The organism is Thiobacillus sp. SCN 63-57 (assembly GCF_001725555.1).
Lineage (GTDB): Bacteria > Pseudomonadota > Gammaproteobacteria > Burkholderiales > Thiobacillaceae > Thiobacillus.
This window is the reverse complement of sequence record NZ_MEGP01000003.1, coordinates 49,130-64,039: the sequence shown is the minus strand read 5'-3', so window position 1 is coordinate 64,039 and position 14,910 is coordinate 49,130. Positions and strand designations below refer to the sequence as shown.

The 14,910-nt window shown below is 64.2% G+C and carries 18 protein-coding genes; 3 read left to right on the top strand and 15 right to left on the bottom strand.

All coding sequences use genetic code 11. From position 1 onward, the window contains the following. Nucleotides 1–130 precede the first annotated feature (130 nt). Nucleotides 131–559, top strand: coding sequence for a large conductance mechanosensitive channel protein MscL (gene mscL, locus ABT23_RS01645; RefSeq protein ID WP_296630225.1), 429 nt, complete (start codon nt 131–133; stop codon nt 557–559). Nucleotides 560–706: 147 nt separating this feature from the next. Beyond that, complete coding sequence (locus ABT23_RS01640; protein ID WP_296630224.1) at nt 707–1,939, top strand: OmpA family protein; 1,233 nt, start codon at nt 707–709, stop codon at nt 1,937–1,939. A gap of 77 nt (nt 1,940–2,016) precedes the next feature. On the opposite strand, the gene ABT23_RS01635 is transcribed toward ABT23_RS01640, so the two are convergent. The 15 genes from ABT23_RS01635 to polA form a co-directional block, all read right to left on the bottom strand. After that, entirely contained in the window at nt 2,017–2,640 is a 624-nt protein-coding gene (locus tag ABT23_RS01635) for a hypothetical protein (protein WP_296630221.1), read from the bottom strand. A gap of 7 nt (nt 2,641–2,647) precedes the next feature. Further along, nucleotides 2,648–3,583, bottom strand: coding sequence for a sulfurtransferase (locus tag ABT23_RS01630; RefSeq protein WP_296630219.1), 936 nt, complete (start codon nt 3,581–3,583; stop codon nt 2,648–2,650). Nucleotides 3,584–3,607: 24 nt separating this feature from the next. Beyond that, nucleotides 3,608–3,793 carry a hypothetical protein gene (locus tag ABT23_RS01625; protein ID WP_296630217.1) on the bottom strand — a complete coding sequence of 62 codons (186 nt, stop codon included), beginning with the start codon at nt 3,791–3,793 and terminating at the stop codon, nt 3,608–3,610. Between the two features lie 13 nt (nt 3,794–3,806). Beyond that, complete coding sequence (locus ABT23_RS01620) at nt 3,807–4,085, bottom strand: hypothetical protein (RefSeq protein WP_296630214.1); 279 nt, start codon at nt 4,083–4,085, stop codon at nt 3,807–3,809. A gap of 8 nt (nt 4,086–4,093) precedes the next feature. Further along, complete coding sequence (locus ABT23_RS01615; protein WP_296630211.1) at nt 4,094–4,384, bottom strand: hypothetical protein; 291 nt, start codon at nt 4,382–4,384, stop codon at nt 4,094–4,096. Next, the gene (locus ABT23_RS01610) at nt 4,381–5,352 is read right to left on the bottom strand and encodes a rhodanese-like domain-containing protein (protein ID WP_296630208.1); all 972 of its coding nucleotides are present in this window, start codon (nt 5,350–5,352) and stop codon (nt 4,381–4,383) included. The genes ABT23_RS01615 and ABT23_RS01610 overlap by 4 nt, the downstream gene beginning before the upstream one ends. 11 nt (nt 5,353–5,363) lie before the next feature. Beyond that, on the bottom strand, nt 5,364–5,636 hold the full coding sequence (locus ABT23_RS01605) for a hypothetical protein (protein ID WP_296630206.1): 273 nt from the start codon (nt 5,634–5,636) through the stop codon (nt 5,364–5,366). 86 nt (nt 5,637–5,722) lie between these two features. Further along, the gene (locus ABT23_RS01600; RefSeq protein ID WP_296630204.1) at nt 5,723–5,956 is read right to left on the bottom strand and encodes a hypothetical protein; all 234 of its coding nucleotides are present in this window, start codon (nt 5,954–5,956) and stop codon (nt 5,723–5,725) included. An 11-nt stretch (nt 5,957–5,967) separates the two neighbouring features. After that, nucleotides 5,968–6,276 (bottom strand): sulfurtransferase TusA family protein, encoded by a 309-nt coding sequence (locus ABT23_RS01595; protein WP_296630201.1) that lies wholly within the window; start codon nt 6,274–6,276, stop codon nt 5,968–5,970. 27 nt (nt 6,277–6,303) lie between these two features. Beyond that, nucleotides 6,304–6,990 carry a YeeE/YedE thiosulfate transporter family protein gene (locus ABT23_RS01590; protein WP_296630197.1) on the bottom strand — a complete coding sequence of 229 codons (687 nt, stop codon included), beginning with the start codon at nt 6,988–6,990 and terminating at the stop codon, nt 6,304–6,306. 4 nt (nt 6,991–6,994) lie between these two features. Beyond that, a complete protein-coding gene (locus tag ABT23_RS01585) occupies nt 6,995–7,486 on the bottom strand; it encodes a YeeE/YedE thiosulfate transporter family protein (protein WP_296630195.1) in 492 nt (163 codons plus the stop codon). Between the two features lie 151 nt (nt 7,487–7,637). Then, the gene (locus ABT23_RS01580) at nt 7,638–8,996 is read right to left on the bottom strand and encodes a sigma-54 dependent transcriptional regulator (RefSeq protein ID WP_296630192.1); all 1,359 of its coding nucleotides are present in this window, start codon (nt 8,994–8,996) and stop codon (nt 7,638–7,640) included. Nucleotides 8,997–8,998: 2 nt separating this feature from the next. Continuing rightward, nucleotides 8,999–10,459 carry an ATP-binding protein gene (locus tag ABT23_RS01575; protein WP_296630190.1) on the bottom strand — a complete coding sequence of 487 codons (1,461 nt, stop codon included), beginning with the start codon at nt 10,457–10,459 and terminating at the stop codon, nt 8,999–9,001. Further along, on the bottom strand, nt 10,456–11,250 hold the full coding sequence (locus tag ABT23_RS01570) for a phosphate/phosphite/phosphonate ABC transporter substrate-binding protein (protein WP_296630187.1): 795 nt from the start codon (nt 11,248–11,250) through the stop codon (nt 10,456–10,458). Before ABT23_RS01570 ends, ABT23_RS01575 begins: the two co-directional genes overlap by 4 nt. 154 nt (nt 11,251–11,404) lie before the next feature. Continuing rightward, a complete protein-coding gene (gene polA, locus ABT23_RS01565) occupies nt 11,405–14,131 on the bottom strand; it encodes a DNA polymerase I (protein WP_296630184.1) in 2,727 nt (908 codons plus the stop codon). Nucleotides 14,132–14,144: 13 nt separating this feature from the next. Between polA and ABT23_RS01560 the strand changes: the two genes are divergently transcribed. After that, the gene (locus ABT23_RS01560) at nt 14,145–14,873 is read left to right on the top strand and encodes a TIGR00730 family Rossman fold protein (RefSeq protein ID WP_296630182.1); all 729 of its coding nucleotides are present in this window, start codon (nt 14,145–14,147) and stop codon (nt 14,871–14,873) included. Nucleotides 14,874–14,910 lie beyond the last annotated feature (37 nt).

Here is a 14,910-nt window from a genome sequence, read left to right as displayed (position 1 = left end):
AGGAGTGGCATTTTACCCTCCTCGCGGGTCTCGACCAAGCGTGAAAATTTCCGCTTTTGTGGTGGTGCATCGGCGCGCGAGCAGCTACCATCAATGCGGCAGCATAGGGTTAACAATCAGGAGGATAAATATGAGTTTCATGACTGAATTCAAGGAGTTCGCGGTCAAGGGCAATGCCATGGATCTGGCGGTGGGCGTCATCATCGGCGCGGCGTTCGGCAAGATCGTCGACTCGATCGTCAACGATCTGATCATGCCGATCGTGGGCGCGATATTTGGCGGCTTCGATTTTTCCAACCTGTTCCTGCCGTTGAAGACTGTGCCGGAAGGCGTGGCGATGACGCTGGTGGAAGTAAAGAAAGCTGGGGTACCGGTATTCGCCTACGGCAGTTTCCTGACCATCCTGCTGAATTTCATCATCCTCGCCTTCATCGTCTTCATCCTCGTCAAGCAGATCAACCGGCTGAAGAAGGCCACCCCGCCTGCGCCCGCCGCACCCGCTGCACCGCCGGAAGATATCGTGCTGCTGCGCGAGATCCGGGACAGCCTCAAAAAATAGGTTTTATCGTCCTTGCGTGAGTCCGATCCGGTAACCGAGCCATCAATCGGCAACCGGATTGCCGGGCGCGCTGTCCGTCTGAAAGACCCGATTCGCCCGAGCACGGAGGGCGGCTGCGGGTTCGGTTTATTTGCATACGGGATCACCATGAAACAATCCTGCGCAGTCTGGCTGTTGGCCGGCATGGCGGCATTGGGCGGCGCGGCCCATGCCGCGGACATGCCCGAGCACGAATTGGGGCTGCTGCTGGGCGGTGGCCGGGCAGACAAGGATCTGGTCGGCGGCAAGGATGGCGTCAGGCCGCTGTTCGGCCTGCGTTACGGCCAGCAGCTCAATGATGACTTCAATCTCTTCGGCGATCTGGTGTACGGCGCCTATGACGGCAATCGCGCCGGCGTGGGCGATGCCGATGTCCTCACGCTGCGGGGCGGGCTCGAATGGCTGTTTTCCCGACAGCCGCGCTACAACTGGTTCCTGTCGGGCGGCCTGGGCCTGATGAACGTCAACACCGACGGCCATGTCGACTTCACCCGCCCCATGGCGTCGTTGGGTATCGGCCAGGAGTGGGCCGTGGGGACGAACGATGCGTTCCGCTGGGAGCTGCGTGCCGATCAATCATTCGGCAACAGCACGCTGCCGAATGCCGGGCTGACCAATGTCCAGGCGTTGCTGGGCTATTCCTGGGGCCTGGGCGCGCCGCCCGATTCCGACGGCGACGGCGTGGCCAACCGCCGGGACGTGTGCCCGCATACCCCGCGCGGCGCCCAGGTCGACGTGCACGGATGCCCGCTGGACGCCGACAACGACGGCGTGTTCGATGGCCTCGACCGCTGTCCCGATACGCCGGCCGGCGTGAAGGTCGACGCCGGGGGCTGCCCGCTGGATTCCGACGGCGACGGGATTCCGGATCACCGGGACGCGTGCCCGGCGGTGCCCGCACCGGGTACCGCCGATGGCTGTCTGCCCCCGGCCGTCAAGCCGCCACCGCCGGCGCCTGCAGCCGAGCCGCAGCCGGCACCTGCCGTCGTCCCCGCGGCGCCCCGGAGGCTGATGCTGGATGGCGTGAACTTCGACAACGACAGCGCCAGCCTGCGTCCCGAATCGCTCGCTATTCTGGACAATGCCGCCGCCACGCTGAAGGAGTGGGGCGAGGTCAAGGTGGAAGTGGCGGGCTACACCGATGCGGCCAGTTCCATTGCGTACAACCTCACACTGTCGCAGCGCCGGGCCGAGACCGTACGCGCCTATCTCATCACGCGCGGAATTGCCGCCGAACGCCTGACTGCACGGGGATATGGCGAAGCCCAGCCGGTGGCCGACAACAAGACCGCTGCGGGCCGTGCGAAGAACCGCCGTGTGGAACTGGTTCCACTACAGTAAACGGACAGGAGGCAAGCGGAACGGGCGCACTGGCGCCCGTTTTTTCGTCCGGGCGGAGGAGCGTCGGTGGAAGGCGGTTATGGATGGCCGGCGGCGAAATAAACCATCAGGCTGGCGATTTCCTCGTCGGAAAACGGGTTCTTCAGGGTGGTACGGGGGACCCCGTGAACCCCGCCCAGCATGCGCGCGACGAATTCCGTGGAGGGGGTCGAGCGCGCCATGTCGAACAGGTTCGGGGCAGGGTTGGCGGCATGCGGATCGCTGTATTGATGACAACCGATGCACAGCGTCCGGTAAAGATCTCCCCCGGTCTTGGCCCGCAGGGGCGTCTGGATGAGCGGAATGAAATACGTGGTGTCCAGGGGCAGCGTCGTTGCGAGGGACGTCGCACTGCGCAGGAACCGTTCCGATCTGCCCTGGCGGAAATCGGCCCGCAGGGCGGCCACGGCAGGAAGCGGGATCTGCGCCGAGGGGCTGTGGTTGTTCCGCTCGCGGGCGGTCATGTCCAAAGTACCCAGGATGCTGGCGATCCGGGCCTGCAGTCCGGTGCGGCGGATCGCGGAGGTGGCCGGGTCGGCCAGCAGCCGGGCATCGCCCTGGAGCACGGCCACGTCGACCCGCAGCGCCCGGTCGTACTCCCCGGCGGCCAGCGCGGGCGCGCCAGCCGTCAGGAGTGCGAGGACTGCCAGGCTACGGCGCATGCGGCCTTTATTCGGCCTTGACCTTCTGCATCATCGGCAGGCTGGCATTGGCCGACCATTGGCTCATCGAGCCATCGTAGACTTTGGCCGACTTGTTGCCGAGCAGTTCGCTGGAGACGAACCAGCCGAGGGAAGCCCAATGCCCGGTGTTGCAGAAGTTGATTTCCTTGCCCGTGACCGGCACGCCGGCTTCCTTGTACAGGGCTTTCAGCTCGGCCGGCGAACGGAAGCTGCCTGTGTTGTTGTCGGTGAGCCAGCTTTCCGGCAAGTTCTTGGCACCGGGCAGGGTGCCATTGCGTTTCACGGCCGGTACGCTCCGGTTGACCCCCAGAAACTGGTCGTTCGGCCGGTTGTCCACCATGACCACGCCTTCCTTCAGGGCCTGGGCCACGTCCGCTTCGCCCGGGATCATGTCCTTGCGCAGCTGGGCGGTGAAGCTTGCTGGCTTGGGTGTGTTCGCGCCGGTCTCGATCTTGTTGCCCTTCTCGTCCGCATAGGCTGCGTAGCCTCCGTCGAGGATGGAGACGTTGTCATGCCCCAGCACCTTGAACGTCCAGTAGACGCGGGTGGCGCTGCCCATGTCGAGACCGTTGAGGCCGGCGGAGTAGATCACCACGTGGTCGTTGTTGCTGATCCCCAGGCTGCCGATGAGCTTCTCCAGGTCCTTCGCGGGCGGCAGCATGCCCGGGATGTTGTTGACCTTGGTGCGCCAGCCGTCTTTCATGTAGTCGCTGTACACGGCGCAGGGAATGTGACCCCGCAGGTAGTCAATCTTGCTGTGGCCGTCCAGCTGGTTGCGGATGTCCAGGATGACGACGCCCGGCTGGCAGGCATTCCCTTTGATCCACTGGGTGTTGACCAGGGGCGTGGCATCGGCCCAGGCCGCCCCGCTGCCCAGAATCCAGGCTGCGGTCAGTGCGGTCAATACGCTTACGTTTTTCATCTGTTCTACCTCCGTGATATTGATTTAAACAACAACGATCCGGTCTGCTGCCAGCAAGGCTTGCAGTAGCCGGTCCCACCCCTCCTCGTCGTCTTGAGATGAGGGCATGACGGGCCGCCGGACCGTGTGGCACGCAGGCAAGGCCGCCAGGGCCTCGGCCAAGGTGGACCGGTCCGGAAAAATCCCTGTTTCAAGCACGACGAATTCCATTAGCGTTCCTCCATCAGAAGCTCATCACCACGTCAGTCGACATGAGCGCCTCGGCCAGCCGGGACCGGTCCAGTTGAGGCAGATCCTCCGCCTGTACCGTGGTCTCCGGAGCGATCTCGGCCAGTTCCAGAAGCTCGGCCTGCTCGGCGTTTTCCGGCGTGTCGGCTACAGGCCGATCCATGAATACGAGCCGCACCTGGTGACCAAAGATGGTCAGGCCCGCGGCCACCCGCATGGCCTCGGCGTGGTCCCGGCGGGCCAGCAGCAATATGGATTTGATGGTGTCTGCCATGGCTCGCCTCACAAGGTCAGGATGTTGTCCGCAACGCCGACCATGGCGCTGTGATTGGTTTGGCTGCCCAGTTCCACCGGGCATGCCTGCTGTCCCATGAAGCGGAACCAGGAGTGCTCGCACGCCACCTGTTGGTCGGCCTGGCCAACCGAAGTCGCCAGGGTCGGGTCGCCCAGGAGCTTCACGCCGTCATTGGTGAAGAAGCATCCCCACTGGATGTTGTTTCTCAGGCACGCCGAGGCCAGGGGCGCCAGCAGCGGCCCCCCCTGGTCGGTGGAAACCACGATCAGCAATTTCATGCTTTGTTTTTTCTCCGTAGATACCAAGCGCTTGTAATCAGGATCAACAGTCCCGCAACCGCCGCCACAGCCGCTCCTGCAGGTTGCGCAGGCTGGGCAGCAGGCGTCGGGGGCGCTGCGGTCGGTGCCGCCACGCTATCCGGATAGGTCTCCGCGTCCATCGGCAGCGCCGGATGGTTGGCCCATTCGACCCAGCCGCCCGGCAGGACTTTGGCCTGGGCGCGTGCGCCGGCCCGGGCCAGGGTGAAATAGGCGACGGACTCGAAAGGGTCGTGCCCGTACACCACGAATGGTCCGGGCGGCAGTCGCGTTTGGCCCCGTCCGACTTCCGTCCGGAGTTCCGCCATGGGCAGGGATTGCGCGCCAGGCAGATGCCCGCCCCTGGATGCGCGGATGGTTTCGCCCCAGTACGCCGATTCGGGCCTGCCGTCCACCAAGGTCGGGGAATGACCACGCTGCAGTTCAGCTGCCAGCTCGCTACGCAATACCATGGCGTCGGCCCTGACCGTTCCTTCGTAGATGGGCTGGCGGAGCATGCCGCGGGCCGTCCCCGGACCCAGACGGGAGACAGGAAGGCCGGCACCATCCGAGATCGGCCGGTTCAGCACCGTGACCGCGGCCTGCCCGGACAGATACAGCATGCCGGCGACGAAATCGCGTTCCCAGGGGTTGTCGCCGACCACTAGCACCGCATCCTTGGCGGCGATCCCGGCCGTGCCCAGCAGCCAATAGATGTCGGTGAAGGCGGCCAGACGGCCATGCGGTCCGAGGAAATCCGATGCAGGCAGGCACCTGGCGTTCGCCACGCTACGGTGCAGGCACGCCGCCAGCGAACGCGCATCCACGACCGTGGCGTGACCGATCAGTTCGCGGGCGTCGGCGGTGTAGGCGAAATTTTCGCCATGCGCCGATCCTTGGGCGACGATGCCCAGCGTGGCGGCCAGCAGCAACCTGTCGAAGCGTTTCATGCGCCGCGCCTTCAACAGCCCCCGAAACGATGGGGCGCTTCAGCCTGGGCTGCCGCGGATTTGGGGGCAGGGGGATTCTCGAGGTAGTAGCCCACGAGATCGGTAACCGAGACGGTGCCGTAGTCCTTGCCGAGGTCGAGGTCCGCCATGTTTTCCATGGGCTGGGGCGTCTGCGCCTTGGACAGGGTTGCGGCGGGCACCGCGGCGTAGGGGAACAGGATTGCGCACAGCCCCAGGGTGGTTCCCAGGGCGGCGGTCCAGAACACCAGGATGTCTTTTTTCACGGGTATCTCCTCAGAATACGTCCTGGGTCAGGCACAAGTAGATGAGATAGAAAGCCACGAAAAACATGACGATCTGCGCGATGGTTTCAAGATCCAGCGTCATGGCTGCCGTCCTTTCCAGTGAAATGGCGTACCAGCATGCCCACATCCAGGGGCGTGCCGTCGACCGGGTTGATGACGGGGGGCGTGAGATAGGGCACGCCGTCCCGCGTGGCATGCAGATAGGCGGGACGGGCGATGAAAATGTAGGCAAAGCTGCCTACCGTGACGGCTGCCGCGACGGCGGCGAATAGCGCCATCTGTATCTTTCCGAATGACATGGCGCGCTCCTTCAGTTCTTGCGGACAAGCACGCGCCAGTAGCGATCGGCACGGACCGTGGCGAGGTGCGTGCTGGCCAGGTCCTTCATCATGGGTGGGATGGCCTCCATGGAGGTCGGGTTGTCGATCATGACCTCGACCACGTCGCCTGACGCCGCGCCTGTCAGGGCCTTCTTGGTCATGAGCTGCGGACGCGGACAGGAATCCCCGAGGCAGTTGATTTGCTGCGCGACGGTGACCGACGTTCCATCCGGCAGCGTGACGGTTGCCGTCGGGGCGGCGTGGGCGGTCGAGTCGTTCTTCTTGCTGAAAAGTCCCATCGTGGGTGTCTCCTGATCTGAATGTGCTTAGGTGGATTGTTCGGCCGTCACCCGGGCGGCGCCTTGCGGCACGGCCTTGTCGTTGTCGGCCCAGGCGTTGCAGGCGGCGGATTCGCTGTGGGCTTGGGCGCCGGCACCGGCGCGCTCCCGGCGCAGGATCGCCCGGTAGAGACCGTACAGAACCAGCGTTTGAATGGCGCCGAAGACGACTGCCGGGATCTTGGTCTTTTCCTGCAGGGTCGCGGCGTTGGCGAAGCCGAGCTGGAGGCCTGCCAGGTTGAAATTCCCGGTCATGGTGCTTGGCGCCGGCGGCCAGTAGGTGAAGGACCACAACAGAGAGAACAGGAACATGCCGATGAAGGTGAACAGCAGGGCCCAGATGGCCCCGACGTTGCCCTCTCCGGCCTTGACCCAGGTGGAGACCGTGCATGCGCCGGCCAGCACCATGCCGATTCCGAACAGGAACAATCCGACGAAGGTGTTCAGGCCGACGTCGAAGTGCAGGGGTTTGCCCGCACCCACGGTGATGAAGGCGGTGAATCCCATGGTGAGGATCATCATGGCGACCAGCAGTGCTTTGGTATTGCGATAGGTCTTGAACAGCATGGCGTCCCGCAGGGCCGCCACGTTGCAGTAACGCGAGCGCTGCACCAGCAGCCCGACGACGGAGCCGAAGACGAACGCAGTGAGGCATTGGGCAATGACGTTGTTCATCGTGTCATCCCTCCAGGCTTTTCTTGTAGATCCAGGTGCCTACCCAGGCTCCGGCCAGGATCCCGCTGATGGCCAGATACCCCCCCAGATTCATTTCCGGGGTGAGGCCATAGAAGGTGCTCACGTTGCAGACGAAGGCCAGGCGGATGCCGATGCCCATGAGCAGCCCGCCGATGGTGATCATCACCCACTCGGACAGGCGGTGCGGCATGTGCCAGTTGAATTCCTTGCTGAGGACGGCGCCGACCACCGCGCCGAACAACATGCCCAGGCTGATGTAGATCTTCCAGTAGCCCGGGTCGGGCGGAAAGGCGACATTCCAGAACGGGATGCGGGAGAGGGAATCACCCATGACCATCTGGGCGATGAGACCGGTCATCATGGTTTCGCCGCCGCCCACGGTCCAAGCGCCCACGATCTGGAAGAGGAAAATGTTCAGTACTGCGATGATGGCCATGGCGGCCACCGGACTGAGGGTCTTCTTGAATAGCTCCATCCTGTTGCTCCGTAGTGGTTTTTGGAAACACCGTGCGAAGGTGTTTGCCACTACGTTGAGCAACGGCTGTGCCAGGCTGCTTTATCGACGCCGTTTCAAGGGCTTGGCAAAAAACCGGCAACCGCGCCGGCCATTGCCGTGAATCATTACGCTACAGGGCTGGATCGGAATCGGCCACGGCCAGCACGCCCATGTCCTGCAATTTGCGGCGCAGGGTCGAGCGGCTGATGTCCAGGCGGCGGGCGGCGGCCACCTGGTTGCCCTGGCAGGCATCCAGGGTCTCCCGGATGTAGTCCGCCTCGATCTCGGCCAGGGTCTTCCGCTTGTCGGCGACGGGCTTCGGCGCATGCATGGTGATGGCAACCTCGTCCGCGCCCAGCACGGGCCCCGAGTACAGGGCGAAGCTTCGTTCGATGACGTTCTTCAATTCCCGCACATTGCCCGGCCAGTCATAGGCGAGCAGCTTTTGCTTCGCCGCCGGGCTCAGGCCCAGCTCGGCATGCTTGAGACGCTGCCGCTCCATATCCAGGAAATGTTCCGCCAGCGGCAGGATGTCCTCCTGCCGTTCCCGCAGCGGCGGAATGTCGATGCGCAGTACGTCGAGGCGGAACAGCAGATCGCTGCGGAAGGTATTCTCCGCCGCCATGTGTTCGAGGTCCCGGTTGGTGGCGGCGATGATGCGGACATCCACCTTGACCGAGGTTTCGCCGCCCACCGGCCGCACCTCGCCTTCCTGCAGGACGCGCAACAGCTTGGCCTGCAGGCGCGGGCTGATGTCGCCGATCTCGTCCAGGAACAGGGTGCCGCCGTGGGCCTGCTGGAACAGGCCCTTGCGGTTGCTGGTGGCGCTGGTGAACGAGCCCTTGATATGGCCGAACAGCTCCGAGTCCAGCAGGTCCTCGGGCAGGGTGCAGCAGTTGATGGCCACGAAAGGGCCTTTGCTGCGGTTGCTGATGCTGTGGAGGGCGCCCGCCAGGACTTCCTTGCCGGTGCCGGTTTCCCCGGTGATGAGCACCGGCAGCTCCCGGTCCCGGATGCGTTCCACGATCTCCAGGATGCTGGCCATGCGCGCACTGCGGGCAACGATGTGGCCGAGCCGGTCGCGGCCCAGCAACTCGCCCCGCAGCCGGGTGACTTCCTCGCGCAGCGAACTGCGTTCCAGCACCTTGCGGATGCGCAGCCGCAGCTCGTCCGGGTTGATCGGCTTGGTCAGGTAGTCGTAGGCGCCCAGGCGCATGGCCTCCACCGCGGATTCGATGGAAGCGTAGGCGGTCATCATGATGCTTTCCGCCGGATAGGCGATCTCCTTGAGATATGCCAGCAGGGACAGGCCGTCTTCCGGCCCGATCCGCATGTCGGTGATGACCAGGTCCACGATATGGCGGTCCAACTGGGCCCGAGCCTCTGCGAGATTGGCGGCTTCAAGGGCGACGTGGCCGTCGCCTTTGAGCAGCAGCCCCAGGGTTTTGCGTATGGAGAATTCGTCGTCGACGATGAGGATGGTCGCCATGGTTATCCGCCGCTGTCCAATTCAAAACTGATCTCGCTGCCAACGCCCAGTTCGCTGGAAACCGAAAGCTGGGAACGGTGCTGGACCAGGATGCGCTGGACGATGGCCAGGCCCAGGCCGGTACCGTCCCGGCGCCCGGTGACGAAGGGCTTGGTCATGTCCTTGATGAAATCCGGTTGGATGCCGCAGCCGGTGTCGGCCACGGTCACAACGATCTTGCCGCCCCGCCGGACGGTCCGGAAGGACAGCAGACCATCGTCCCCCATCGCCTGGACGGCATTCAAGGCCAGGTTCCATACAACCTGGCGAATCTGGTCGTGGTCGAACACGGCCAGGCAGGCGTCGGGTGGGCATGTCACGGCTACCCGGATGTTTTTTCCGGGCGGCAGGTCCTGGCGCAGCATGCTCGCAATCTCCTCGATCAACGCCGCCAGATTGCCTTGCGCCGGCTGGGATTCGCGGATCTTGGCGAAATCGAGAAAGTCGCTGAGGATGCGGTTCAGGCGATGGGACTCGTTGTTCAGAATGCCGATCACCTGCGACCGGTCTTCGCCCTGTAGCGTGTCGCCGCTCAGCAGGTTGACTGAATTGATCACAGCCGACAGGGGATTGCGGATTTCGTGGGCGATGCTGGCGGACATCTCCCCCACGCAGGCGAGGCGCTCCGCCTGGGTACGCTGCCGGTGTTCCCGCAGCGCATCTTCCGACGCCTGCTTGAGGGAGGCCACCATGTGGTTGAAGGCAATGGCGAGCATGCCCACCTCGTCGCGCGACGTGATGGGCAGTTGGACATCCAGGTCGCCCTTGCCGATCCGGGCGGTGGCCTCGACCATGTCATGCAGCTTCCGGGTGGTGGCCAGGGACAGGAGCCAGGCGGCGAAGCTGCCCACGACCAGCGCCAGCAGGATGAACAGGGATCCGTCCAGCCAGGTCTTGCGCATGGCCGAATCCATGCGGGCCGTGGACAAGCCGAGCGTTACGGTGCCGACCGTCTGGCCTTCGATCTGGATGGCTTCCCGCAGGTCGAGCGTGTGGTCGCCGGGCGCCAGGGGAAAACTGTCGGACTGGTCGATCCGCGGCGGGAGGCGTTTGCCCAACCGGTCCGGCAACGTGGTGCCGAGGATATAGCCGCGCGAATCGGCGATTTCGCAATACGCCACATCGGGCTGGCGTTCCACCTTCTGGATGATTTCCGCCAGGGCGCCCAGGTCTTCGGTCAGCACGGTATTGGTGGAGGCCACGGCGGTCATGGAGATCAGGGCGCGGCTCCGGTTCAGGAGTTCAAGCTCGATGCGGTCAGACTGCTCATGGACCGCGGCGGCGGCGAAGATGCCCATCAGGACCACGTGCACCAGCGCCACCGACAGGATCAGGCGAAAGCGGAGCGTCTGGAACAAGGCCGTGCGTAATGGCGCGCTGCCCGCGAGCGGCGCGGCAAGACCGGGGGGCGCCACGGCACTCATTCTTCGCCGACCTTTTCATATTCCCGGTCGTTGGCGGCCACGAATCCCTGGGGCAGCGCCATGCCGCCCAGGATGGCCTGACCGCGAGGCGTTTGATCCAGTTCGGTCAGCACCGCCACGATGGCTTCGGTATCGGCCGGCGGCATGTCGTTGCGCACCGCGATGGGCATCTGCGGTTCCGGGGGCGTTTCAGCGATCACCCGCAAATCGTTGCGCACGTCCTTGGGCATGGAACGCAGGGAAGGCTTCCAGGTGCCGGCCATATCCACCAGGCCCGAGTACAGCGCCATCAGGGCGGAATCCTGGGAGCCGAAGTATTTGACCTGGAACCTTCGATCCACGTCGATTCCCAGTCGGGACAGATAGCGTCGGGTCATGACCGTGGCCGCGTAGGCGCCGGGGTCGGGAAAGCCGATGCGGAGTCGGGGCGGCAACTGGGCCGGGTCCAGCTCCTTGAGCGGGCTGTCCCGGCGCACGACGAGAATGCCGGTGAAGGGCTCCCCGCCTACCTTGGCAACCACATGGTAGCCATGCGCCAAGGCGCGCGAACACAGCAGAGGATTCAGATAGAGAATGTCGTAGTTTTTTTCCGAGACCCGGGTCATGAAGGCGGAAAAACTGGGGGCGGTGACGAATTGCACCGGTCGTCCCAGGCGCTCGCTCAGGGCTTCCGCCAAAGGCAGGAACATGACGGCCAGCTTGTTCGGGCTCTGCAGGGGCAGCACCCCCAGGCGGTAGACGCCCTGATCGGCGCTCGACGACGGCGTGCCGAACGCCATGAACAGGGCCACGAGCGCGCTGCGGACTGTCGCACCGGCTCGCCCGTGGGAGACAAAAAGGAGAGGGCTGCATTTACCCATGGCGATCAATGGTATCCGAGTGGCATCGACAGGTTAATGCGCCCGGAGGCCACAAGGATCGAGCCATCCGCGAAAGGCATCCGCGTCAATGGGCGCGTTCCCAGTTGGGACCGACGCCCAGCTTGGCATCGAGCACGACCTTGAGCTGGGCAACGCCGCACATGAGCGCTGGGAGCACTTCGCAGATCGCGTTGCGTTCCGCCTCCGGCACTTCGAGAATCAGTTCATCATGCACTTGCATGATCAGCTTGGTTTGCATGCCCTGTCTGTCGAGGTGATTCTGTACCGCGATCATCGCCAGCTTGATGAGGTCGGCGGCGGTGCCCTGCATCGGTGCGTTGATGGCGGCGCGTTCGGCGCCCTGGCGGCGCGCCGGGTTCTTCGCGTTGATCTCCGGCAGGTACAGCCGACGTCCGAACACGGTCTCGACGTAGCCCTGGCTGCGCGCGGTCTCGCGCGTGCGCTGCATGTAATCGGCCACCCCGGGGTAGCGCGCGAAGTAGCGGTCGATGTAGGTCTGGGCGGCGGCACGCTCGAGGTTGAGCTGGCTGGCCAGACCGAATGCCGACATGCCATAGATGAGCCCGAAGTTGATGACCTTGGCCATGCGCCGCTGGTCGGCACTGACGTCGTCGAGCGGTACGCCGAAGACTTCGGCGGCGGTGGCGGTGTGGATGTCGCGGTCCTCGGCGAAGGCGGTCAGCAGGCCGGCGTCGCCGGAGAGGTGCGCCATGATGCGCAACTCGATCTGCGAATAGTCGGCGGACACCAGCACGTGTCCGGGCGGCGCGATGAAGGCCTCGCGGATGCGGCGGCCCTCGGCGGTGCGCGCGGGAATGTTCTGCAGGTTGGGGTCGGAACTCGCCAGCCGGCCGGTCACCGCAGTGGCCTGCGAATAGCTGGTATGCACGCGTCCGGTGCGTGCATCGATCATCTGCGGCAGTTTGTCGGTGTAGGTCGACTTCAGCTTGGCCATGCCCCGATAGTCGAGGATCGCGCGTGCGATGGGGTGGTCGAGCGCGAGCTGCTCCAGGGTTTCCTCGTCGGTGGAGGGCGCGCCGCTGGGCGTTTTCTTAACGACCGGCAGGCCTTTTTGCGTGAACAGGATGTCACCGATCTGCTTGGGCGAACCGAGGTTGAACGGCTGGCCGGCCTCCTGGTAGGCGCGCTGCTCCAGCTCCAGCATCTTGCGGCCGAGTTCGCCGCTCTGGGCGGCGAGCAGGGTGCGGTCGATCAGCACGCCGGTGCGCTCCATGCGGAACAGGATTTCCGCCACCGGCAACTCGATGTGACGGTAGACGAATTCCAGCTTGTCGGACGCCTCGATCTGCGGCGCCAATGCATCGCGCACGCGCAGCGTGACGTCGGCATCCTCTGCGGCGTATTCGCTGGCACGTTCGATGGCCACTTGTTCGAAGCCGATGCGCGCCGCACCCTTGCCGGTGACGTCGTCATAGCTGATCGTTTCCAGTCCGAGGTGACGTGACGCCAGGTTGCCGAGCTCGTGCGACTGATGGGCTTCGATCACATAGGACTGCAGCAGCGTATCGTCGATCACGCCGCCGAGCACGATGCCGACGTTGGCAAACACGTGACGGTCGTACTTGAGATGCTGGCCGATGATTTTCGGTTCACGGTTTTCCAGCAAGGGTTTCAGCTTGGCCAGGACGGCGTCGCGATTCAGTTGCGCGGGCGCGCCGGCGTAGTGGTGTGCCAGCGGCAGGTAGGCCGCCTCGCCATGTGCCGTGGCGAACGAGATGCCGACCAGTTCGGCCTGCATGGCATCGAGGCTGGTGGTCTCGGTGTCGAGCGCAAACGTCGGCGCCGAACTCAGCTTGGCGATCCAGGCGTCGAGTTGAGCGTCTGTGAGGAGGGTTTCGTAGTGGGCGCGGTGGTTGCCGCTGCTGTCCTGTTCGGGGATATCGGGGTTCGCCGTCGCAGCGGCGTCGAGTTCGCGCAACCAGGTCCGGAACTCGTAGCGCTCGAACAGCGGCCGCAGCACGCCGGTATCGCGCGGTTTCAGGACGAGATCGTCGAAATCGAAAGGCAGGTCGACGTCGGTCTTGATCGTGATCAGCACGCGTGCCTGCGGCAGCCAGTCGCGGGCGGCGCGCAGGTTGTCGCCGACTACGCCCTTGATCTCGTCGGCGTGCGCCATCAGGTTGTCGAGCGTGCCGTATTCGGTCAGCCATTTCACCGCGGTCTTGGGGCCACATTTGGCGACGCCGGGCACGTTGTCGACCGCGTCGCCGACCAGCGTGAGGTAATCGATGATGCGCTCGGGCGGCACGCCGAACTTGGCGGCGACACCGGCCTCGTCGAGCGTCTCGGCGCTCATGGTGTTGACCAGCGTCACATGGTCGTCGACCAGCTGGGCCATGTCCTTGTCGCCGGTGGAAACGATGCTGTGGATCCCCTTCCGCTCGGCGTGATGCACCAGCGTGCCGATCACGTCGTCGGCCTCGACGCCGTCGATGACGACAAGCGGCCAGCCTTCGGCGCGGATCGCTTCGTGCAGCGGTTCGATCTGGCTGCGCAGGTCGTCCGGCATGGGCGGGCGATGCTCCTTGTAGGCCGGATACAGCTCGTCGCGGAAGGTCTTGCCCTTCGCGTCGAACACGCAGGCGATATAATCGGCCGCATGGTCCTTCCGCAGCTTGTGCAGCATGGAGAGCACGCCCTTGATCGCATTGGTCGGCTCGCCTGCCGAGTTGCGCAGGTCGGGCAGCGCGTGGAATGCGCGATACAGGTAGGACGAGCCGTCCACCAACAGCAGGATTTTTCTTGGCTGGCTTACATTAGAATCGTTCACGAGGCGCTCGAAAATGCACTTGGAAAAATTGCCCGCCGCCGCTGACCCGGGGCGCACCGCCGAGATCGACTACTCGGCACGCGAGTCATGGCGGATGCTGGGAATTATGGCAGAGTTCGTCGAGGCGACCGAACGGCTGGCGTTCATCCGCCCGGCCGTGTCGATTTTCGGCAGCGCCCGCACGCCGCCCGACCACGCGTATTACATGTTGACCGAAGTCATCGCGCGCAAGCTGTCCGACGCCGGCTTCTCGGTCATTTCCGGTGGCGGCCCCGGCATCATGGAAGCCGCCAACAAGGGAGCCTACTTCGGCAAGTCGCCCAGCGTCGGCCTCAATATCCAGCTGCCGCACGAACAGAGTGCGAACACCTACCAGGACATCAGCCAGACCTTTCAGCATTTTTTCGCGCGCAAGGTCATGTTCGTCAAGTTCGCCGCCGCCTATGTCGTCATGCCGGGTGGTTATGGCACGCTGGATGAACTGAGCGAGGCGCTCACGCTGGTGCAGACCGGCAAGATCGCGCGCATTCCCATCATCCTGGTGGGTTCGAAGTTCTGGGCGGGGCTGGTCGACTGGGTGAAAGGCCGGCTGGTGGAAGAAGGCATGATTTCCCCGGAGGATGTCGACCTGATGCATGTCATCGACGACCCCGAACAGGTGGTCGACGCCATTTTCGGCCACTATGAAAAACGCGGCTTCATCCCGTCGTTGGCCGAGCGCGATATCCAGTTCAATCTGTAATTGATGTGCCCGTTCGTTTTAAATCCATTCTGTTTGC